Source organism: Frankia sp. AgKG'84/4 (genome assembly GCF_023242965.2).
In the GTDB taxonomy this organism is placed as follows: Bacteria; Actinomycetota; Actinomycetes; order Frankiales; family Frankiaceae; genus Frankia.
The window spans coordinates 17,835-37,614 of the sequence record NZ_JALKFU020000001.1; the positions used below are offsets into that span (position 1 = coordinate 17,835).

22 protein-coding genes and 2 pseudogenes are annotated in these 19,780 nt (G+C 68.1%); 16 read left to right on the forward strand and 8 right to left on the reverse strand.

Annotated features, from left to right (window positions below; translation table 11 throughout):
• Positions 1–198 precede the first annotated feature (198 nt).
• On the reverse strand, positions 199–1,185 hold the full coding sequence (locus tag MXD58_RS00145) for a quinone oxidoreductase family protein (RefSeq protein ID WP_248837531.1): 987 nt from the start codon (positions 1,183–1,185) through the stop codon (positions 199–201).
• Between the two features lie 179 nt (positions 1,186–1,364).
• On the opposite strand from MXD58_RS00145, the gene MXD58_RS00150 reads away from it, so the two are divergent.
• Both MXD58_RS00150 and MXD58_RS00155 read left to right on the forward strand, forming a co-directional pair.
• Positions 1,365–2,042, forward strand: a complete 678-nt coding sequence (locus MXD58_RS00150) for a TetR/AcrR family transcriptional regulator (protein ID WP_248837530.1) — start codon at positions 1,365–1,367, stop codon at positions 2,040–2,042.
• Positions 2,043–2,173: 131 nt separating this feature from the next.
• A complete protein-coding gene (locus MXD58_RS00155) occupies positions 2,174–2,920 on the forward strand; it encodes a hypothetical protein (RefSeq protein ID WP_248837529.1) in 747 nt (248 codons plus the stop codon).
• 234 nt (positions 2,921–3,154) lie between these two features.
• On the opposite strand, the gene MXD58_RS00160 is transcribed toward MXD58_RS00155, so the two are convergent.
• Positions 3,155–3,730, reverse strand: coding sequence for an HhH-GPD-type base excision DNA repair protein (locus MXD58_RS00160; protein ID WP_248837528.1), 576 nt, complete (start codon positions 3,728–3,730; stop codon positions 3,155–3,157).
• Between the two features lie 137 nt (positions 3,731–3,867).
• On the opposite strand from MXD58_RS00160, the gene MXD58_RS00165 reads away from it, so the two are divergent.
• The 3 genes from MXD58_RS00165 to MXD58_RS00175 all read left to right on the forward strand — a co-directional run bounded on the left by MXD58_RS00165 (position 3,868) and on the right by MXD58_RS00175 (position 5,628).
• Positions 3,868–4,143: a winged helix DNA-binding protein gene (locus MXD58_RS00165; protein WP_248837527.1), complete on the forward strand. Its 276-nt coding sequence runs from the start codon at positions 3,868–3,870 to the stop codon at positions 4,141–4,143.
• A complete protein-coding gene (locus MXD58_RS00170; protein WP_248837526.1) occupies positions 4,140–4,418 on the forward strand; it encodes a hypothetical protein in 279 nt (92 codons plus the stop codon). Before MXD58_RS00165 ends, MXD58_RS00170 begins: the two co-directional genes overlap by 4 nt.
• A gap of 421 nt (positions 4,419–4,839) precedes the next feature.
• Entirely contained in the window at positions 4,840–5,628 is a 789-nt protein-coding gene (locus MXD58_RS00175; protein WP_248837525.1) for a Fic family protein, read from the forward strand.
• Positions 5,629–5,873: 245 nt separating this feature from the next.
• On the opposite strand, the gene MXD58_RS00180 is transcribed toward MXD58_RS00175, so the two are convergent.
• Positions 5,874–6,011, reverse strand: a complete 138-nt coding sequence (locus tag MXD58_RS00180) for a hypothetical protein (RefSeq protein WP_248837524.1) — start codon at positions 6,009–6,011, stop codon at positions 5,874–5,876.
• A gap of 273 nt (positions 6,012–6,284) precedes the next feature.
• On the opposite strand from MXD58_RS00180, the gene MXD58_RS00185 reads away from it, so the two are divergent.
• From MXD58_RS00185 to MXD58_RS30010, 3 genes and pseudogenes are all read left to right on the forward strand, one after another.
• Entirely contained in the window at positions 6,285–6,512 is a 228-nt protein-coding gene (locus tag MXD58_RS00185) for a LysR family transcriptional regulator (protein ID WP_308301864.1), read from the forward strand.
• Between the two features lie 376 nt (positions 6,513–6,888).
• Positions 6,889–8,262, forward strand: coding sequence for an MFS transporter (locus MXD58_RS00190; RefSeq protein WP_248837523.1), 1,374 nt, complete (start codon positions 6,889–6,891; stop codon positions 8,260–8,262).
• 141 nt (positions 8,263–8,403) lie between these two features.
• Positions 8,404–8,655: pseudogene (locus tag MXD58_RS30010) on the forward strand (nitroreductase family protein); the annotation flags it as partial.
• 69 nt (positions 8,656–8,724) lie between these two features.
• Here the strand turns inward: MXD58_RS30010 and MXD58_RS30015 are convergent.
• A pseudogene (locus MXD58_RS30015) lies at positions 8,725–8,817 on the reverse strand (HhH-GPD-type base excision DNA repair protein); the annotation flags it as partial.
• A gap of 765 nt (positions 8,818–9,582) precedes the next feature.
• Here MXD58_RS30015 and MXD58_RS00200 point away from each other — a divergent pair.
• Positions 9,583–10,308 (forward strand): transposase, encoded by a 726-nt coding sequence (locus MXD58_RS00200; protein ID WP_374615411.1) that lies wholly within the window; start codon positions 9,583–9,585, stop codon positions 10,306–10,308.
• Between the two features lie 217 nt (positions 10,309–10,525).
• On the opposite strand, the gene MXD58_RS00205 is transcribed toward MXD58_RS00200, so the two are convergent.
• Complete coding sequence (locus tag MXD58_RS00205; RefSeq protein WP_308301865.1) at positions 10,526–11,482, reverse strand: EamA family transporter; 957 nt, start codon at positions 11,480–11,482, stop codon at positions 10,526–10,528.
• Between the two features lie 314 nt (positions 11,483–11,796).
• The gene (locus MXD58_RS00210; protein WP_248837520.1) at positions 11,797–12,765 is read right to left on the reverse strand and encodes a LysR family transcriptional regulator; all 969 of its coding nucleotides are present in this window, start codon (positions 12,763–12,765) and stop codon (positions 11,797–11,799) included.
• A gap of 219 nt (positions 12,766–12,984) precedes the next feature.
• Here MXD58_RS00210 and MXD58_RS00215 point away from each other — a divergent pair, with 219 nt between their 5' ends.
• Both MXD58_RS00215 and MXD58_RS00220 read left to right on the forward strand, forming a co-directional pair.
• The gene (locus MXD58_RS00215; protein WP_248837519.1) at positions 12,985–13,647 is read left to right on the forward strand and encodes an O-methyltransferase; all 663 of its coding nucleotides are present in this window, start codon (positions 12,985–12,987) and stop codon (positions 13,645–13,647) included.
• Between the two features lie 162 nt (positions 13,648–13,809).
• Positions 13,810–14,112 carry a helix-turn-helix transcriptional regulator gene (locus MXD58_RS00220; RefSeq protein ID WP_248837518.1) on the forward strand — a complete coding sequence of 101 codons (303 nt, stop codon included), beginning with the start codon at positions 13,810–13,812 and terminating at the stop codon, positions 14,110–14,112.
• On the opposite strand, the gene MXD58_RS00225 is transcribed toward MXD58_RS00220, so the two are convergent.
• Complete coding sequence (locus MXD58_RS00225; RefSeq protein WP_248837517.1) at positions 14,034–14,726, reverse strand: NAD-binding protein; 693 nt, start codon at positions 14,724–14,726, stop codon at positions 14,034–14,036. The two genes, MXD58_RS00220 and MXD58_RS00225, sit on opposite strands and share 79 nt — an antisense overlap.
• 229 nt (positions 14,727–14,955) lie before the next feature.
• Between MXD58_RS00225 and MXD58_RS00230 the strand changes: the two genes are divergently transcribed.
• From MXD58_RS00230 to MXD58_RS00245, 4 genes are all read left to right on the forward strand, one after another.
• Positions 14,956–15,549, forward strand: coding sequence for a hypothetical protein (locus tag MXD58_RS00230; protein WP_248837515.1), 594 nt, complete (start codon positions 14,956–14,958; stop codon positions 15,547–15,549).
• Positions 15,550–15,900: 351 nt separating this feature from the next.
• A complete protein-coding gene (locus tag MXD58_RS00235; RefSeq protein WP_248837514.1) occupies positions 15,901–16,638 on the forward strand; it encodes an SDR family NAD(P)-dependent oxidoreductase in 738 nt (245 codons plus the stop codon).
• Positions 16,639–16,760: 122 nt separating this feature from the next.
• Entirely contained in the window at positions 16,761–17,039 is a 279-nt protein-coding gene (locus MXD58_RS00240) for a MerR family transcriptional regulator (RefSeq protein WP_248837513.1), read from the forward strand.
• An 8-nt stretch (positions 17,040–17,047) separates the two neighbouring features.
• Entirely contained in the window at positions 17,048–17,569 is a 522-nt protein-coding gene (locus MXD58_RS00245; RefSeq protein WP_250608960.1) for an acyl-CoA-like ligand-binding transcription factor, read from the forward strand.
• Between the two features lie 170 nt (positions 17,570–17,739).
• Here the strand turns inward: MXD58_RS00245 and MXD58_RS00250 are convergent, their stop codons facing one another.
• Positions 17,740–18,663 (reverse strand): NAD-dependent epimerase/dehydratase family protein, encoded by a 924-nt coding sequence (locus MXD58_RS00250; RefSeq protein WP_248837511.1) that lies wholly within the window; start codon positions 18,661–18,663, stop codon positions 17,740–17,742.
• 155 nt (positions 18,664–18,818) lie between these two features.
• Here MXD58_RS00250 and MXD58_RS00255 point away from each other — a divergent pair, with 155 nt between their 5' ends.
• On the forward strand, positions 18,819–19,772 hold the full coding sequence (locus tag MXD58_RS00255) for a GlxA family transcriptional regulator (RefSeq protein WP_462183444.1): 954 nt from the start codon (positions 18,819–18,821) through the stop codon (positions 19,770–19,772).
• Positions 19,773–19,780 lie beyond the last annotated feature (8 nt).

The window sequence follows — 19,780 nt, forward strand, 5'->3', positions numbered from 1 at the left end:
ACTCGGTCAGGGCATCGGCTCGAAGCTTCGCCGCGGCGGCGACCGCGAGCCAGGCCGACAGTCCAACTCCGGCGCGCCGGGCAGCATCCCGAACCGCGTCGCCCAGTTCGCCCTCGAATGAGACGCTTTCGTGAACAGGGCGTCTCAGATCTCGCTGGCCAGGCGGCCGGTCGCAGTGGATCGGGGTTTGCCTACGGCCTACGGAAGAAGAAGGATGCGACCACGGTGAGCGCGTTCCTCGAACATGCGGTGCGCGCTGGCCGCCTCGTCGAGGGGAAGGCAGGCATGCACGGTCGTGCGCAGCCGGCCGGCGGCCAGATGCCCGGCGATCTCGGCCACGTCACGACGGCCAGCCTCCGGGTCTGCCGCCCGCCAGGCGAGCAGGGAGAATCCGACGACGGAGCGCAGGGCGAACAGGCTGGTCACCGGAATCTCCCGGAAGTCGCCGGAGGCAACTCCGTACACGACCGTACGGCCCAGCGGTGCCAGCAGGTCGAGACCCCGTAGCAGGGTCTGGCCGCCGATCGAGTCGAGAATGACGTCGACCCCGTCGGGCGCGGCCTTACCCACCTGGTCGGGCCAGTCGTCCGCGGAGTAGTCGATGGCGACGTCGGCACCATGGTCGAGGGCGAAGTCGAGCTTCGCCGCACCGGCCGCGGTGGCGATGACCCGGCCCGCACCGAGCACTTTCGCAAGCTGCACCGCGAGATGGCCGATACCGCCGGCGGCGGCATGAACGAGCACCGTCTCCCCCGGCGCGAGGCGCCCGGCGCGCAACGCACCGAGCGCCGTCGGGCCACCCAAGGGCAGCATGCTCGCCGCACCGACGTCGAGGCCGCTCGGCACCTCGGCGAGCCAGTCGAGGTCGGCCACCACGTATTCGGCGAAGGCGTCTTCGGACAGGGTCGCCACCCGTCGGCCGACCAGGCTGGCCGGCTGGTCCACAGCCACTCCGGGGCCGACGGCCTCGACCGTGCCGACCACGTCGCCGGTGAGCCGGCCCGGCAACGGACGGTCAAAGATCGGTCCGCTCGACGGGCCGCGACGCAGCTTCGTGTCGACGAAGTTCGCGCCGATCGCACTCGCTCGCACCAGCACCTGGCCAGGCCCGGGCACGGGGATATCGGCCTGCTCGACCGTCAGGACCTCGGGGCCGCCGTAGGAGTAGTAGCGGATCCGGCGCATGGAAGCCTCCCGACAACACGAATAAGTGGAGTAGCGGTCAAGTTAATGCGGCATCATGCTACTGGACTCCGAGTCCAGTTGTCCATGGCGGCCGCTGACAATCGGTCTGGTCGGCCAGGTGCCGGCAGCACGATCAGCTAGCGTGCGACGCAGTGGACGCCCGCTTCGAGGAGGATCTGATGAGCGACCAGCGGCGGGAGCGCGCCGACGCCACGCGCAACCGGCGCGCGATCCTGGCCGCGACGGAGGACCTGCTGACCCGGCACCGACCGGAGAAGATCACGATGGAACAGATCGCCCGCGCGGCCGGCGTCGGGAAGGGCACCGTCTTTCACCGTTTCGGCTCCCGGGGACATCTGTTGATGGCCGTGATGCAGGAACGGGCGTTCGCCCTCAACGAATCCATCCTCAGCGCTCCGCCGCCGCTCGGCCCCGGAGCGTCGGCCCACGAACGCCTCTACGCCTTTCTGGACGCCGTCGTCGAGATTGTCAGCCGGAACAAGGGGCTCGTCGCCGCACTCGGCGCCGCTCTGCCGAGCGCCGGACGCTCCACCACCGACACACATTGCGCGGACCTTCCGGACCGGGCAACCAAGTCGGCCGAACCAAGCCACGCGGCGACAGGCGAGGCCCGACCGGTGTACGACGTGTGGCATTCCCACATCAGCGCACTGATCGCCGAGGAACGAGCGGATCTCGACGCGGACCTGGTCGCCCACGTCCTGCTCAGCTCGCTGCACAGCGACCCGATCCTGCGGCTGCTGGAAAACAACGAAGGCCATCGACTCGCCACCGCGCTACGCGCCATCACCACCGCACTGCTCGCCATGCCCGCGGTTCCACCGTCCCTGGCCTGACCTGGTCCTGGCCTGACATCATGGTTGCGACACTGGCTGGTTCACCGTAGGCTGACGGTTGGGGCGTGATCCACGCAGCGCTCCGAGGCGGCTAGAATATTCCTGTCGACCAACTCATGAGACGTGAAGCCGTGGATAAGTTTGAAATCTCCTCCAATGCCCTCGAAATAGCGATTTCCGGGAGTCCGGGGGATTGGGTTGTCGCAGAAACCAATGGTGCCAAATACACGATTGGATCGCTGTTGCCCAACAGCTTCCTGGCGTATGCTCGAGTTTTCCATCCAGTGTATTTGGGCGACCAGGAAGTGAAGTGGGCAAAGGTAGCGCACCGGAATGGAACGGTCGCGCATCCGTTGATGCAGTGGGAGTCCATCACCGGTTCCTGGCGGTACTCGCGCGGTGATACGCAGCATGATGTCTGGGATGAATGCCCTTCCGTGGGATCGCTTCCTGTTTCGCAGGCCAAACGTCTCGCGCACCTGTTGGCCCGGCACACCTCCACGGTCGACGAATGCTGGTTTGCCGTGTGGTCAGGATTCGGCGGCCTCGAGGCACGCTGGGGGCATGCACCCAGAGTGGCGATGCCGCGTCGCGAGATGATGCTGTTGTCCGGTCCATTGCCCGCAGCCGCCAGGTCAGTAGAGGACTCGCCCGGTGATCAAAGGGCCAATTTGTGGTGGCCTGACGATCAGGCGTGGTGCCTGGTCACCGACATCGACCTTATGACCACCTATGTCGGTGGTAGCCCTGAGTGCATCGCAAGCATCACTACGGACAGCGCGCTCGAAGCAATGCCCGTGCTCGTCGACCAGGGCATCACACTGGATTCCGACAAGGTCAATCCGCAGCCGTCCGGATCATACAACGACGCCGGGTAGCCCGGGGGATGTCGCCCCCGGGCTACCCGGCGAGGGTGGAAAGTGGCGGCTGCTGAAGGACTCCCGTGCGACAGTTCCCAGCTTCGGCCTTCATCGCGTCAGCTCCCGCGGGGCTGCGAACGCACGCTCCAGCGGGAGCTGCTGATCGCATCAAGTCGGACAAGCAAGGAACGTCCGGACCCACCAGGGCGACGCGGCCACGACCCGCCCGGCGGTGACGGGTCCTGGCTCCCGTCAGCCGGCCTGCGCCTTGGCGGCAGCCTTCGTCGCCTTTTTGTACTCCCGGACCTGGTCGCGGGTGGAGACGTCCGTGATGTCCGCGATGGAGCGGAAGCTGCCCTCATCCCCGAACGGCGCGGACGCCTCCCGCCACCCCGGCGGCGTCACGCCCAGCTGCTTGCCCAGGAGCGCCACAAAGATCTTGGCCTTCTGCTGGCCGAAGCCCGGCAGCGCCGCCACCCGCTTCAGTAGTTCCTTGCCGTCGGCCGCGGTCGTCCATACGCGGGCCGCGTCACCGTCGTAGGTGTCCACGATGAGCTGGCACATGGCCTGCACCCGCTTCGCCATCGAGCCGGGGAAACGGTGGAGCGCTGGCACTCGGGAGAAGACCGCGCCCAGGGCGTCCGGGTCGTACGTGGCCAGTTCCTCGGCGTCCAAGGGACGGCCGAGGCGGCGAGTCAGCTCGTGCGGCGCAGCGAAGGCACGCTCAAGCGGAATCTGTTGATCCAGCACCATCCCGATCAAGAGCGCCAGCGGGTCGTTCGTCAGCAGCTCGTCGGCCTCGGCGATCTGGCTCAGATGCAGTCCCACACCATCACCGTAGCCGGCCCCGGGAGCAAGGCGCGCCTGGCCACCTTGACCTCAAGCTTGGTAGAGGTTCTAGCGTGATCATTCGATGGCGCCATGCCGCGGCGAGGACGCCCTCCAGCACCGAAGGAAGCACTGACATGGCCACGGACATCAAGAAGTATCCGGACGAGGTACTGGCGGAGCAGCCGATCGGCTATTGGAGCGGCGAGACCTACCGTAGAGTCGTCGGCCGGATCCGCGCGGATCTGGCCACCGAGGGGCTCACCCAACCGCACTGGTGGATCCTCAACCATGTCGCGGGCAATCCGAGGAATGGGACCGCGCGCGCCTCATCCACCGACTCGCACGGTTCGACGATCTCAACATCGATTTCGACGGCGTTTTCGACGACCTACTCAACCGCGGCTGGATGACTCAGACACAGGACGAGACCTTCGTCATCACCGAGTCGGGCGAGGCTGGGCGGACGCGTGCCGCGGACCGCGCCCATCGGGCGTTGGCGCAGCTCCATGACGGCATCGCCCCGCATGAGTACGTGGCCGCGCTCAACGTGCTACGACGCATGATCGCGAACCTCGGCGGCGACGCGCGGACCTGCCCTGAAAGAGAGTCAGTCTCCTTCCTGGGTAGCGAGACGTCCGCCCCGATCAAGGAGCCGTCGGCGGAGCACACCAGGACACCCACCTGAGCCGATCAACGCTCCGCAGCCGCCCGAGGTGGCATGATCATAAGATGATCGTTCGCCCGGTCGTCGCCAGTGACGCTGTCGGGACGCCGCTCAGCTGAGCAGACTCCGGAGCACGATCACGATGGGGCAGCACAATCACACGGTGCGGCGGTGTCGTTGTGTCCTGTCGAACGCGCATCGCGCGTGAACGCACCTGCGACGCGCTCGCCCAAGCCGCCACGATGAGCGGCGGAGGAACACCCATCCGGCGTGTCGTAAGGGGCTCGCCGCTGGCCACATCGCCGCGCCGTCGACGTGCGGACCACCGGCTACAGCGTGCCGCACGGTAGGACGCTCCGAGATCCCGCGGTCCCGTATCGTTGGATCACAGGCAAGGCTCGCGGCACATGCCGGTGGCGCTCGGTCCCGAGGAGGTGCGATCATGGCGACGAGTAAGGCGATGCTAGGCGCCCTGGGATTCGTATGGGACCGGTCCGCCGTACGCCGGGATATTCCGCGATTCTCGATCGAGCGCGCCGTCTGGCGGTTCCACCGCTCGCTGCCGGAGTACGTCTGGGATGCCGCGGTACTTGAGGGAAACCCTTTCACCTACCCCGAGGTCCAGACGCTCTTGGACGGGATCACGGTCGGCGGGCGGAAGATCAGCGACGAACGTCAGGTCCTGAACCTCGCGGAGGCTGCGAACGAGCTCGCCCAGCTTGTCCGGACGCACGAGTTCCGGCTCTCCAAAGAGATCTCCGACAGGCTCCAGTTCCTGCTCGCCCGAGACGAGGCGCTGGAGTCAGGCCATTTCCGCGGCGAGGGCCGGGAGACACTCACCCCAGGTGTCAGCCTCGGACAGCATGGCCGCTACCTACCACCCGCCACCGAGCGCGGCGGCGAGAACCTGCGTCGCATTTTCTCTCAGGGCCTGGAATTCCTGTCGACCGAGATCGACGCCGAGTTCGAGCAGGCGATCTCATATTTCCTCTTCGGTTCGTTTCAGCAGTTCTATTACGACGGCAACAAACGCACCGCGCGCTACATGATGAATGGCCACCTCATGTCCCAGGGCATGGATTCCATCAGCGTCCCGGCCGCGCGCCGCAACGAGTTCAACACCGAGATGGTGGACTTTTTCCGACGCAAGGACGGCACGGGGATGTTCGGCTTTCTGACGTCCTGCCGACTCGCCGCCGATGAAGGGGTCCTACCGCCAATCAGCGACTAGAAGCACCCCAATGCCAACAGGGTGCATATCAAGATGCTAGCCACGTCGCTGAAGACAGCGACTCGCGAGGGCATGACGTAACCGATCTAGGAAAAAGCCCCGCCAGTCCCGGAGGACGGCGGGGAGAAAGTACCTATGACGCTACCGACGCAGGCTCCCGCACGTCAAACGCGGACACAGTCACCTGCGGTGGTCCTTCGTTCCGGCTCCAGCGGAGCCACAGATCAGATGATGACGCCATGTGGTCAGACGAGTGCGAATCGCCCGGTCCCGCTCCATCCTTCCGATACTGGCTGGTCCAGCACCATCCCGATCAGCAGCGCCAACGGGTCGTTGGTCAGCAGCTCGTCGGCCTCATCGATCTGGCTCAGGTGCAGTCCCACGCCATCACCGTAGCCGACGGTCCAGCGTGGACCGTCATACCACCGTCAGATGATCGCTTGGCGATCATCTTTGTTGAACCCAACCGGTGACCGCAGGTCTACGGCGAGAGCGGCGCCGAGGCCCTTTCCTGTGCGTCCCGGCAGCCATGCCTTCGGGCAGCGCAGTGCCGGCGGGCAGTCATGGCAGGTCCGCCGATCGCGGTTCGTGCAGTTGTCCGATGGGCACCAGCATGAGCGCGGCCAAAGCCGCCAGCAGCCCGGCTCACCCGGGGCATCGCGCAGCCCCCGTTGTCCCGGGCGATCCGCCAGCTCGAACGCCGCATGGGCGTGACCCTGGTCGAGCGGACCAGCCGGACAGTCCGGCTGACAACCGCCGGCGAGGTGTTGTTCCGAGAAGGCCGCACCGCGCTGGATAGCCTCGCCGCGGCCACCCGCCGCGCCCAGCGGACCGGCATTTCCGATCCCCGACCAATCCGGGTAGTGGCGCCACGGAAGCTGTGAGTCGGGGACGCTGTCGGGGTGTCGGCAGCCACGGTCTCGAGCGCGCCGAGGAAGCCGAGTACCTCCTGAGGCAGGTCTGTCTTGGACATCAAGGGTTGCACTTCTGGGGGCGCCTGCGTAGCGGGCGGTGCGCTGGATGCCCTCGCCGATCAGGCCCACTGCCGCAGCTGTGCCGTAGTGGTGGACGGCCAGCCAGGTCAGGTGAACATGCTGGCGGTGCCCGAACCGCTCAGCAGTGGCCATCACCTGTCCCATCAGCTCGGTGAAGGGCTCCTCGCGGCAGGAGCTCGTCCGCCTCGTCGATCCGAAATATCCAGTCGCGCTGAATGGCACGCGCCGGCTACATTGCGTCCATGCCAGGGTTCCGTGACATGGAATGACAGACGCGGGTGTGGCCGGGCAACAACCACCGCGGCCGGCCCAGGTGGCCCTCGGCACCGACAGGGAACACAACGGAGCACTTCGGCTGCTCCGCACGAACCGCCCGCTGCGCGGACTGTTCGCGGCGCGGTGCGTCTCCCGTACCGGCGATTCCCTGAGCCTGGTCGCGCTGATGCTCCATGTCGCGGACACGACCGGGCAGGGAGTGGCGATCGCGCTGCTCCTGCTCGCCGGGGACTTCGCACCGTCCCTGCTCGGCACGTTCACGGGTGCCATCAGCGACCGTCTTGACCGTAGACGCATCATGATCTTCTGCGAGACCGGCCAGGCGGTCACCATGCTCGCGATCGCACTGTGGCTGCCCGCGCTACCGATCCTGTTGGCACTGGTCGCGGTACGCGCGATCACCGGACAGGTGTTCATGCCCGCTTCCCGAGCGGCGGTTCCCGCGTTGGTAGGAGACCGGGACCTGCCGGTCGCGAACTCCGCGATCGGGTTCGGCACCAACGCCGCGGAGGTCGCCGGCCCGCTGGCCGCGGCAGCGCTGCTGCCGCTGGTCGGCGTGCACGTCGTGCTCCTGGTCGATGCCGCGTCCTTCCTGCTGTCCGCGCTGTTTCTGCTGCGTCTTGGACCCCTCCCGGCACAGCCGAGGACGGACGACGAACCGAGCGGCCTGCTCGGCCAGGCCCGCCTGGGGATCGGCTACCTGCTGGCCAACCGGGCGCTTCTCGTGATCTTCGTTGGCTTCTGTGCGACGGTCGCTTTCAACGGCATCGACGACGTCGCGCTGGTCCTGCTCGCCGAGGAGACACTGGGCACTGGCGACTGGGCAGTGGGCCTGTTGCTCGCAGCGGTCGGGATCGGATTGGTCGTGGGCTACGCCCTGCTAGCCCGGGCGAGCACACGGGCGTCGATGCCGCTGCTGCTCGTCGGCGGATTCTTCGTCAGCAGCGTCGGCAACTTCCTCACCGGTCTCACCTGGGCGGTCGGCGCGGCATTCACCGTTCAGGCCGTGCGCGGTCTGGGCATCGCGGCGATGGACGTCGCCGCCAACACCCTGCTCCAACGCATCGTCCCAGCCGGCCTACTCGGACGGGTCTTCGGCACCTTTTACGGTGCCATCGGGGTCGCCGCCGCGGCGTCGTACCTGGCAGGCGGCCTCCTGCTTGACGCGACCAGCCCGCGGACCACCTTTTTGCTGGCCGGCGGCGCCGGAATGCTGACAGCGCTACTGGTCGCGCCTGGCCTGTCGACCACGCTGCGGGACCTGCCAGCCATCGCCACCAGCACCGGCACCGGCACCGGCGCCGGCACCGGCCAGCCGACGGCGTTGACGGACCTGCCGCCCACCGCTGGCCGACCTGGTTGAGTCCGCCAACACGGCACGGCGAAACGTCGACGGTCAGAACGGCGCGTCGGCGGTCGGCACTCGTGGTCAGCGTGTCGTGTCGCCGCGTCGACCTCGCGGTGCAGGCCCCGACCGGGCAACCGACAGCGGTGGCACTTCGTCGTGGTCACCGATGCCAGGCGTCGAGCGGCCCTGGCGGATGTTTTCCGTCGCGCCGTCGCCGTCGTGGATCCCGGCGTGAGCCGACTGAGTCACCGCGACGTACAGCGGATGACCATGCCCAGCCGCTCGATGACCCAGATGGTGAGCGGCTTCCAACACCTGTACGACAATATCCATCGCATACCCGCCATCGTCGTGCCGTGCGTCGAAGGACGGACGGATGGCGCCTCCGCGTTGACTCAGTCGATGACGTGGGGATCCATTCTTCCGGCTGTGTGGAGCTTCATGCTCGCCGCGCGGGCCCGAGGGTTGTTCCGAATCCCGTTGGTCGAGAACCATGCCGATAAGGAGGGCAAGCGGATCGTTGGTCAGCAGCTCGTCCGCCTCGTCGATCTGGCTCAGGTGCAGTCCCATGCCCGCAGGGTAGCCTGATCAACGCGGCCGTCGCGTCGCTGGTCAGGCCGCTGCGCGATGGACCTCGTCGCCCCGTCTTACTCGACCGTCGGCGGATCTCACGTACTGTGTCCGGCATGTCCGGCGGGAGTGATGCGGCGAACCAGCGGATCTGGATGGATGCCAGGACGAGCCATTCCTTGTTAAGGATCTCCAGCGCATACCTGCGCCGGACGCACAAGTCAGGCGATGACGGTCACCGCCGACAGGCGCGATCCGGCGAAGCGGCCCGTAGCCGGCCCTTGATCGGCCCCACTCCAGGTTTAACGACACTGCTGGTCCAGAACCATCCCGATCAGCAGCGCGAGCGGGTCGTTGGGTCGTTAGTCAGCAGGTCGTCCGCCTCGGCGATCTGCCTCAGGTGCAGTCGTCATCACGATAGCCAGGGCCGTCAGACGAACAGCGGGCGCTGGCAGCGTCCGCCGAGGGGCGGCGGCGTCACCCACCCGCGGATTCGTCCCCTCCTGCGACGGCGACGCCGGAGAAGCCGGACGTGGGCGTGGCGACAACCGCCCGCGCGCGGGAGCCGGCTAGGTCGTGGACCGCGCCGGGCGCCAGGCCGGCCGCGGACACGGCCGCCTGGCTGCGTTCCCGGCGGCTGATGGCGATCGACGGCTTCTTCCTCGACCTCGCGGACACCCCTGACAACGCCGCCAGGTTCGGCCGGTTCACCAATGGTCACAAGACGAGCGCCTTCCCCCAAGCCCATGTCGTAGCGCTCGCCGAGTGCGGCACCCACGCCGTCGTCGCCGCCGCCATCGGCGCCTGCTCCGACAGCGAACGCGCTCTGGCTCGCCCCCTGGTCGACGCCTGCGGGCCGGGCATGCTCCTCACCGCGGACCGGTACTCCTACAGCTTCGATCTCTGGGCGCAGGTCCTGAACACCGGCGCGGACCTGCTCTGGCGGGTCACCGCCCCGGCTCCGGATCCGAAGAACTGATCTGCCTGATAACCAGCATCCTCGATCACACGGACACACCCGCCCTCGACCTCGCCGCCGCTTACCACGATCGCTGGGAAATCGAAAACACATTCGACGAGATAAAGACCCACCAGCGAGGCGAGGGTCGCGTCCTGCGCTCAAAACTACCCGCCCTCGCCGAACAGGAAATCTGGGCGCCGCTTCTGAGTCACTACGCGATCCGAAGCATCATGGTCGACGCCGCCGATGAAGTCGACCTTGACCCCGACAGAATTTCTTCACCCGAGCGCTACGCGTCATCCGCCGCCAGGTCACCGACCAGGCGGATTTTTACCCCTGACCACCACACCCACGCGCTCCGCGAAACTTTCACGGAAATCGTCGAACGACCCAACCCGCCACGCCGCCACCGCACCTACCCCCGCGCCATCCGACGAGGCCGACACAACGACTACCGCATCAAACGCCCGACAGACAAAGCAACCCAGCATGATCACTCAGCCACGCTCAAACTCGCGCGGGCAGCTTAAGTAAGCGGCATTGCGCTATAGCCAAGCCCGGCGGAGCGGAGTTCACGGACCTTCCGCCGGGACTCCGGGCTACCGATGTGAAGCACCAAGAAAGTGTGATTGTGCGATAGCCCGGTCTCCGACGCGAACCGATCGGGGCGGTTCCTACGATAGAGAGATGTGGGCAGGTCACCGAGCGAGCGGACGGACGCGGCGCTGGCCCGCTGGGAGGAGACCCTCACACCACTGCTGGTGAATCAGCCAGCCGGACCTCGGTCACCGCCAGAATGGTCACTGCGACCAGCAGGAGGACCGTGCCGGCCACGATCGCCGTCGACAGCTGCTCGCCGAGCAGGGTAACCGCAAGAATGGTGGCGCTGGCCGGCTCGATCAGCATGATGGTCGAGGCCGTGGCGGCACGCACGACTGCCGCGCCGGCGAAATAGAGCGGGTAGGCCAGCGCTGTAGGCACCACGGCGACATATACCAGCAGGCCCAGTACCCAGACGAGGCTGGTCGTGTGGGGCAGGAGTCCGTCGGCCACGGCAAACGGCAGGAGAACCGCACCACCGATACCAAAAGCCCACGCCGTCAGCGTGCCCGCATCATCATGCCCGCCGCCGGCACGTCCAGCCCACCGGGCCAGCAGAGTGATCGTCGTGTATCCCGTCGCGGAAAGCAGTCCGAGCAGTACGCCCGCTGGATGCACCGCGCCGCCATGATTTCCCAGGACGAGCACCACCAGCCCGGCGAGGGCCGCCGGAATCGCGGCGACGCCGTTCCCGAGTCGCTCGCCGAGCGCCAGCCGCGCTCCGAGGGCAGTCAACACCGGGGCCGCTCCCAACGTGACGATCGTGCCCACCGTAAGGCCGGTCGCAGCGATCGCTCCGAAGTAGGCGGTCTGGAAAACTGCCAGCCCAACGCCCGTTCCGACCCGCACGGCAAGCCGTCGACGACGCGGCGACGCGGCCGGCTCGAAAACATCCACAGATCGGTGCGACCGTACGGAACGCACCAGCAGGAGCACAGACAGACCACTGGCGAAACGCCAGAAGGAAACGGTCATTGGTCCGACATCACTAATCCGGTAGATGATGTCCACCGCCGCTCCGGTCGTGCCCCACGTGACACCCGCGACAGCCAGAAAAGTCAGTCCCCACCCGACAGGAAGGACGCCAGAAGTATTCGACATCATGTGCTCTCTACGAAAGGAAGTGGCCCGGTATCCGAATGCGGGCAGCACGACCAGCGCGGCGGGCATCCTCACCCGCTGCGACTACGTACCGTGACAGCCCGCCTAGACGGCGGGCGGCGAGAGCACAGTCACACTCATGACTTCAGCATAGGTCGCCGAGGAGGACTCCCCTGGCCCGTGCCAAGAGGTGGTCGTTCAGGTAGTCGATGAGGACGGCGCCTCGCGGGGCATGACACAGCCGATCGGGAGAAATGCCCCGCTGGTCCCGAAGCCCACCGGGAAAAGTGATCAAGAAACTACTGATGCGGCTCCCGTCAAACGCTGGCGTCGATGGGCGGGCCGCTCAGGGCGGTGGTGATGACGTCGCGAAGGTGGGTGCGGAGCCAGCGGTGGGGGGCGTCGGCGTCGTTGCGGGGATGCCAGGCGAGGCTGATGGGAAGCGGCGGCAGTGCCAGGTCGAGGTCGAGGACGGCCAGGCCGACGGCGGCGAGGGCGGAGCGGCCGAGTCGGCGGGGGGCGATGCCGACGAGGTCGCTCTGGGCAACCATCGTCAGCGCCACGGTGTGGGAGGGCACGGCGACGGCGACGGTGCGGCGCAGCCCCTGGGCCGCGAGGGCGTCGTCGAGGGGGCCGCGGAAGCGGCCACGGCGGGAGCCAACAACGTGACGGGCCGCCACGAGCTGGTCCAGTGTGACGGGACCCTCGGCGAGGGGATGGCCTGCGCGGACGATCAGGACGGCGTCATCGGTGCCGAGCGTCTCGACTCGGATTTCCGGGGCGGTTGAGTCGATTTCGCCGATTTCAAGGTCAGCGGTGCCGTCGCGCAGCGGGTCGGCGGAGGGGGTCGGTTCGGGCAGGAAGCGGATCCGCACGGCGGGGGCCTCGGTGGCGAGGCGAGTGAGCAGGTCAGGTCCGACGGCAGCGATGAGCATGTCGCTGCTGAGGATGGTGAACGTCCGGTCCAGGTCGGCGGGGTCGGGCATGCTGACCGGCGCGAACAGGCCCTGGGCGCGTCGGACCAGATCGCTGACCTCTGCCTGGATCTCGAGGGCGCGCGGGGTCGGGACCATGGTGTGGCCGGTGCGGACGAGGATCTGATCGCCGGTGGTGCGGCGGATACGGCCGAGGGCGCGGCTCGTCGCCGGCTCGGTCAGGTGCAGGCGTCGGGCGGCGGCGCTGACACTGCGTTCCGCGAGCAACGCGTCGAGGGCCACGAGCAGGTTCAGGTCGATGCCGGACAGGGGCCGTGGGTCGCCTGCCGCTACCGGCGCCGGACTATGCATGCCGCGCATCATTTCAGTGATTCACCTGCATTTGAAGGCAGATCGTCTGGCGCTTAGGCTCGGCCTGCACTCAACGACCTATCGCGACAGTACGTGACAAGGCGTCCACTACGACGCGGACCGAGCGCGCGAACACTGCCCTCGGCCCTGCCAGACCCCGGCCGAAGGCCCGGCCGCCCGACTCTGTGCGACATCCATCTTCCGAAAGGTGTCCTCACCATGCCCGCGACCCTGCTCGACGACGCCCCACGTACCGTGCTGAGCCGGCTGTTCACCGCGGCCGCGCAGGAGGGCCCCGCCCTGCTGGCGCTGCGCGACCGGTTCGGCGGTGAGGTCGACGCCTCCCTGGCCGCGGTGGCGGCCGACGCCGCCGCCGAGATCTACATGCCCGTCGCCCCGGAGGTCGGGCGGCTGCTCTACCTCCTCACTCGAACGCGAGGCGCCAGGCTCGTGGTCGAGTTCGGGACGTCCTTCGGGATCTCCACGATCCATCTGGCCGCGGCGGTCCGGGACAACGGCGGCGGCCAGGTGATCACTACTGAACTGGCCGCGGCGAAGGCGGCGGCGGCCCGCGCGAACCTGGCCGAGGCCGGCCTCGGAGATCTCGTCGACGTGCGGGTCGGCGACGCGTTCGAGACGCTGGGGGACCTGCCCGGGCAGATCGGCCTGCTGCTGCTGGACGGCTGGAACCAGCTGTATCTGCCGCTGCTGCGCATGCTCGAACCTCGCCTCGCCTCCGGCGCGCTGGTCGTCGCCGACGACGTGACGCTGTTCGCCGAGGAGAGCCGCGGCTACCTCGAGTACGTCCACGACCCGGCGAACGGCTACGTCCACACCCCCGTCCCCCTCGACGATGGCGTCGATCTCGCCGTCCGGCTGTGAGCCGGAAGTCGACCCCGTCGCACTCAGCCCGCGCCTGACCGTTCGGCCGACGCGTTGAGCGGCCCGGGTACGCGGGCCGCGACACCGGGACCCGGGGCTCGCCGACCTGCGATACGCCAAGTCTACTTGACATGATGTCCAGTAGAGCTTACGTTTCTGCTCATGGGAAGGAACTCGGCCGAAGGACGACGGAACGCGGTCCGTGGGGCCAGGCGGGCCGCCGAGCTCACCCAGACCGAACTGGCCGACGCCGTGGGCGTGACGCGACAGACCATCGCCTCGATTGAGGCGGGGAACTACGCGCCCTCGGTCTACCTGGCACTGGCAATCGCCCACCGCCTCGGCGGCACCGTCGAGGCGCTGTTCGCCGGCGTTCCCGCTCCCCCTCAGACCGGCCCGTCCGCGAACCCCGAGACAACGTCGCCCCTGGCACCCGCCACGACGAAGAAAGAGATGACCTCATGAACCAGCTCATCGACGGTCGCGAGCCTGGACAGCCGACCGATTCCGCCGCAGGAGACGACGACCCGCCGGCACCCGGGACCGGCACCGGCACCGGCACCGGCGGGCGGTTCCTGCGGGCCGCCGCGCTGCGCCGCGCAGCGCCGGTCAGATGAGGACACGTCGAGGCCCGCGCCGTTACCCATCGTGCACCGGTCACTGGGTGCGCCGAACGGCAGGTCCCGATCACCGCTGGTGAGGGCGCATCTTTTCGGTCCAGGCCGACCTAGGCGCACTGCACACACAATGTGTTCCGCGCTCCGAGGTGAATGCTTCCGCGCGAGGGCGGTGAGGTCACCGATGGCGTAGGCGTGGTTATACCGCGGACGGATGTCCAGTTCGTCGAGTTGGCGGCGCAGGCCGTCCTGCCTCTCCGCAGCGAATCCGGGCAGCAGTTGTTCGGCCGGATCGACGATGGTCGCCTGTTTGTGCGGCCAGACGTCCTTGATCTCACCGACCAGTTCCAGACCGACAGGCCCGGCCCCGACGATCAGGGCCCGGTCCACGTCAGCCAGTTCCTTCGGCCGGTAGGCGTAGCTGGAGCCGGTGGCCAGAACCAGATATCGGGCGAATGCCATGGCTGACGCAGCCATCCCCTACGACAAGGTTATTTGACGTGATGTCGGGTAATCTTTACATTGCTGATCGTGGGAAAGAGCTCGGCCGAGGGCCGACGAAACGAGGTCCGCGGGGCCGGGCGGGCCGCCGCGCCGCCCCAGGCCGAGCTGGCCAGCGCCGTGAGGGTCACCCGGCAGCCCATCGCGACGTCACCCGTGCTATCCACCGCAGCGACGGAAGGGTTGGCCCATGAACCAGCTCATTGACGGTCCCGAGCACGAGGGGACGAGTGCTCCATCCGGGGTGGACGACAACCCGTCCGCATCCAGCGTCGACTACGACGGACGGTTCCTTCGGGTCGCAGCCTTCGTCGGCGAGCTCGGCCACCCCTTCTATGCCGAGGAGCGCCAGCGCGACGTCTGGAACGAGGCCAGCGCCGTCGGCTTTCAGTTCCTGTCCTGGCTCGTGATGGTGGCAGCGGCCGCGATGGTTTGGATCGGCGGCGCGTCCGCCGTCCCCTACGCGCTCGCGATGAGCGTGCTCCTGATCCTGGCCACTCTGGTGACACTCGAATACTCCAAACGGCTCGGCGTCGAAGCGTTCGGCGCGCAGGGCAAGGCGTCGGCGCGGAGGATGCTACTGCGCGCCGCGCCGGTCTTCACCCTTCAGGCCGCCTTCTGGATCGGCATCCTGCACGCATGGGATGCCCTGGATGCCGATCACCCCCTTCGCTGGGTCATCCGGCTCGCGGTGGCGTTGACGGCGGGCATCGCGACGGCCCTGTGGCGACGGCGCCGGGCCCGGCGGGATGCGCACCAGGCCGACCAGCGCGTCGAGGACTGACCGGCCCCGACGAGCTCGGCGCACGAGCACCGACGCCGAGGACATCCGACCGCGACCACGATCGCCGACAGCGGAAGGGTGAGTATCAGCCAACGCAGCGCTGGCCTCGCCCGACGTGCCTCGGCCAACGTCGACCGGGGTGCTCATAGCTGGCTCTGAATGGTAACTAGCAGAATGGCAGCGGCCAGGCAGGCCGACCTGGCATCCAGCCCGTTCGGACCAGCTCTCACTCCAACCACCGACGGGGCGGGGGCACCGCGCCGGAAACACGATGTCGGATTTCCGCCAGCATTCGGCCAGGGGCCGACGCTAGTTTCGACCGCAGCGGGGGCGGACACCATGGAGGCAAGAATGCCGAGCATCGTTCTCATCACCGGCGGAAACCGGGGCCTGGGCTTCGCGGCGGCCAGGTTGCTGATCCAAACAGGTGCCACCGTCGTCATAGGCGCGCGCCAGGAAGCAGCCGCCCACGCGGCCGTCGACGCGTTGAGCGAAGGACCTGGCAAGGTTGACTGGGTCCACCTCGACGTCACCAGTACGACAATCATGCGAACCGCCGCGGCCGCCATCCGAGATCGGTACTGCCGACTTGATGTTCTAGTGAACAACGCCGGCATTCTGCCCGAGGCAACGGACGCCATCGAACCCGAGTTCGCCGACCCGGACGTCTTCCAGCGAACGTTCGAAACAAACGTGTTCGGCGCGGTCTCGGCCACCGAGATATTTCTGCCATTGCTACGGAAGAGTCACGCGGGTCGAATCGTCAACGTGTCCTCCACGATGGGCTCGCTCACCGACCAGAACAACCCGCAGTCCCCGTACTACCCGATGCTCCTGCCCGCCTACAGGAGCTCGAAGGCCGCGCTGAACAGCCTCACCGTCGAGCTCGCGAAGAGCCTCCGAGAAACGCCGATCAAGGTCACCACCGTGTGCCCGGGTTTCGTGCGGACAGAGCTGACCCCGATGAACAGGCAACAGGCGCCGCTGAGCCCCGACCAGGCCGCGCAGGTCGTGGTAACCGCGGCGATGCTGCCCGCGCACGCCGAGTCCGGCATGTTCATCGATGCCAACGGACCGGTGCCCTGGTAGCCAGGGCCGCCCCATCAGGCCGAGTCCAATGACGGTCACGGGTGTCTCGGTGCTGTTGCTCATGGCAGCATCGTCGACGTTGATGCCGGTCTGAAGGTCAAGCAAAAGTCGACCGAGGTTCATTGCGAATCGGAGAACTGAGTCGTCGGACGGGCGTCAACGGCCATCAGCTGCGCTACTACGAGGCCCAGGGTCTGCTGACGACACGCCGTCGCGCGAATGGCTACCGCGAATACGACGAGAGCGCCGTGCTGCGGATGAGCCAGATCCGGCAACTCCTCGGCGCGGGCCTGTCCTCCGAGGAGATCGTCGGCCTGCTGCTCTGCGCGGTCGGGAGACCCCGGAGCTGCCTGGCTGACCCGAGTTCCTGGCCACAATGCGGTCGCGGCTTCGGCGCCTGAACGACCAGATGGGGGGATACCCGGAGACGACGGTCAGCATGATCGCCGAAGAGGTCGGGGTCGCGTCGCGGACCTGCTTCCGGCACTTCCCAACCAAGCCGGACATGGTCCTCTGGGACGCCGCCGACTACGACCTACTGGCCCACTTCCGCGCCCGTCCGACAGGCGAGGGCGTCATCACCGCCTTCCGCGAGGCCCTGCGCGCCGGCTATGCCACGCAGAGCCCCGACCAGCGCGTTCTGGAGCAGCACCGCGCTGATCTCATCGCCGCGATACCCGAAATCCGCGCGGCGCACCTGGATCACCTCACCTCCGCCGCACACGAGTTCACCGCTGCAGTCGCGGAGCGTTCCGGACGCCAGCCGGCGGACCGCGACGTCGTCGCCGTCAGCGGCGCCATCATCGGCATCATGATGATCAGTCAACTCGACGTCTCCAGGCGAGCCGCGCCATCCTCGCCGCACCGCGACCCGGCCGCCGCCATCGACGACGCCCTGGCCCGGCTGGAACGGGGATTCGGCGTTCTCTGACCCGAAGTACGCGGCCAGGAGGGCCCACCAACACAACGTGTCAATCAGTGGAAGGTGGCGATCTGACTTTCACCGTCCGATAGCCCCGGTGCCGCTCCTGGCGGGCCATCAGCGTCTGAGACACGCGAGACCGTCTCCACTCGTCCTGGCCGAGACGGTGTCTCGCTCGGTCAGGATCCGGACGCGGCTGGAGGCACAGCCATCTCCTTGAGTACCGCGTCGAGTGAGGTGGCGTCGATGTCCAGTGCGGCGCGGGTGGCGGAGGCGTCGAGCAGCGTCGGCCGGTCAAACAGGTAAAGCATCTCCAGTACCTCGGCCACCACCGAGTCGTCCCGTCCCAGCCGCTCCAGGTCCGTGGCGGATAGCGCTGCCAGCACAGGCTTCGACTCGCCCGCCGTCGCGGCCAGGCGGCCGGCGAGCTCCCGAACCGACAGCTGCGACGTCGACGGCACATGCCAGGCCCGGCCCCAGGACTGCTCGTGCCGGGCCGCGGCGACCAGCGTCCGCGCCACATCGCCCACGTAGCTCCAGGCATGTGGGGCATCGAGATCCCCCGGGTAGGCACCCGGCTGGCCAGCCAGCACCGCCGGCGCCACGAGCAGGCAGAACAGCGAGGCCACACCGGCCCCCAGGAAGTCGCTCGCGCGCACCTCGGTCACCCGGACCCGGCCGGCGTCGTGGGCCGCCAGCGCGTCGGCCCACATCTGCGCCCGGACCTGACCCTTCACCGAGCTGGGCGAGATCGCGTAGTCCTCGGTCAGCGGGCCGTCCGACATCCCGTAGCAGTAGATGTTGCTGAGCATGACGTAGTCGGTGCCCGCCCGCTCCGCGCCGGCCAGCATCGCAGCCGCCAGCGGCGGGAACTCCGCTGGCCATCGGTCGTACGGCGGTGCGGCGCAGTTGAACAGGGCCTTCGCTCCCGTGGCCAGCTCCGCGAGACGGGCGGCGTCGGTGGCGTCGGCGGCAATCCGCTCGATCCGCCCGTGCACGGGCCCACTGCCGCGCCGGGTGACGAGCCGCACCCGCTCCCCGGTGTCGGCCAGCAGCCGCGCAGCGGCCGACCCCGTCGCTCCCGCTCCCACAATGACGTACATCCACAACTCCCGCGTTGACGTGATGGTCTGGTCCTCGCCGCGGAACGACGACCGCGACAGGTCAACCCTCTGCGATGGGCGGCGGATACGGTAGTGGCCTGATTGCCAGATCTACGGAGGTTCGGGCCATGCCGGCAGCCTGGCTGGAGCGGCGCGTGCACCGGGTCGCCGTCATCGCGGTACCCCCCGCCACGACCTTCGACCTGTCCATCCCCGAGCTCGTCCTCGGTGGTACGACGATCGAGGGTCGGGCGGGCTACCAGGTGACGATCTGCACCGCCCGGCCCGGGCCGGTGACGCCCGGGGGCAGTGGCCTGGACGTCGTCGTCTCGCGCGACCTGGCGGCGATCGACGATGCCGACACGGTCATCGTCACCGGGACCGGCGCCCGCGACGACATCGACCCGCGGGTGCTCGACGCGCTGCGCCGGGCCTCGGCCATGGGAAAACGGGTTGCGTCCATCTGCACCGGCGCGTTCGTCCTGGCCGAGGCTGGTCTGCTGGACGGCCGAGTCGCCACCACCTACTGGGCCCGGTCCGCGGAGTTCACCGCCCGGTTCCCCGCCGTGGACCTGCGCCCCGATGTCCTCTACATCGAGGACGGCAATGTGCTCACCTCCGCTGGCCTGGCCGCCGGTATCGATCTGTGCCTGCACCTCGTCCGCGTCGACTACGGCGCCGCCACCGCCAATGCGGCCGCCCGGCTGCTCGTCGCCGCGCCGGTGCGCCCCGGTGGGCAGACCCAGTTCATCGAGCGACCTCTGCCCGCCACCACCGGCATCTCGCTGGCGGCGACCCGCGCGTGGGCGCTCGGCCGGCTCGGCGAGCCGCTCACCCGGGCCGATCTCGCGGCGCATGCCCGGATCAGCGTTCGCAGCCTGGCCCGCCAGTTCCAGGCCGAGACCGGCCTCAGCCCACTCCAGTGGCTGCTCCACCAGCGCGTTCTGCGAGCTCGGGAACTCCTCGAGACCACCGACCTGCCGATGCCGCAGGTGGCCCGCCTCAGCGGCCTGGCGACAACCGACTCGCTGCGCCAGCATCTTGTGCGGCGAACCGGCCTTACCCCCACCGCTTACCGGGCCACGTTCACCCACTCCGCAGCCAGCTGATCCGACCC

Coding starts and splice junctions, on each gene's coding strand:
- MXD58_RS00190 (WP_248837523.1), top strand. CDS start 6,889: ATGACAGACGCGGGTGTGGCCGGGCAACAACCACCGCGGCCGGCCCAG.
- MXD58_RS00145 (WP_248837531.1), bottom strand. CDS start 1,185: ATGCGCCGGATCCGCTACTACTCCTACGGCGGCCCCGAGGTCCTGACG.
- MXD58_RS00235 (WP_248837514.1), top strand. CDS start 15,901: ATGCCGAGCATCGTTCTCATCACCGGCGGAAACCGGGGCCTGGGCTTC.
- MXD58_RS00205 (WP_308301865.1), bottom strand. CDS start 11,482: ATGATGTCGAATACTTCTGGCGTCCTTCCTGTCGGGTGGGGACTGACT.
- MXD58_RS00230 (WP_248837515.1), top strand. CDS start 14,956: ATGAACCAGCTCATTGACGGTCCCGAGCACGAGGGGACGAGTGCTCCA.
- MXD58_RS00245 (WP_250608960.1), top strand. CDS start 17,048: ATGGGGGGATACCCGGAGACGACGGTCAGCATGATCGCCGAAGAGGTC.
- MXD58_RS00225 (WP_248837517.1), bottom strand. CDS start 14,726: ATGGCATTCGCCCGATATCTGGTTCTGGCCACCGGCTCCAGCTACGCC.
- MXD58_RS00220 (WP_248837518.1), top strand. CDS start 13,810: ATGGGAAGGAACTCGGCCGAAGGACGACGGAACGCGGTCCGTGGGGCC.
- MXD58_RS00150 (WP_248837530.1), top strand. CDS start 1,365: ATGAGCGACCAGCGGCGGGAGCGCGCCGACGCCACGCGCAACCGGCGC.
- MXD58_RS00250 (WP_248837511.1), bottom strand. CDS start 18,663: ATGTACGTCATTGTGGGAGCGGGAGCGACGGGGTCGGCCGCTGCGCGG.
- MXD58_RS00165 (WP_248837527.1), top strand. CDS start 3,868: ATGGCCACGGACATCAAGAAGTATCCGGACGAGGTACTGGCGGAGCAG.
- MXD58_RS00210 (WP_248837520.1), bottom strand. CDS start 12,765: ATGCATAGTCCGGCGCCGGTAGCGGCAGGCGACCCACGGCCCCTGTCC.
- MXD58_RS00175 (WP_248837525.1), top strand. CDS start 4,840: ATGGCGACGAGTAAGGCGATGCTAGGCGCCCTGGGATTCGTATGGGAC.
- MXD58_RS00170 (WP_248837526.1), top strand. CDS start 4,140: ATGACTCAGACACAGGACGAGACCTTCGTCATCACCGAGTCGGGCGAG.
- MXD58_RS00215 (WP_248837519.1), top strand. CDS start 12,985: ATGCCCGCGACCCTGCTCGACGACGCCCCACGTACCGTGCTGAGCCGG.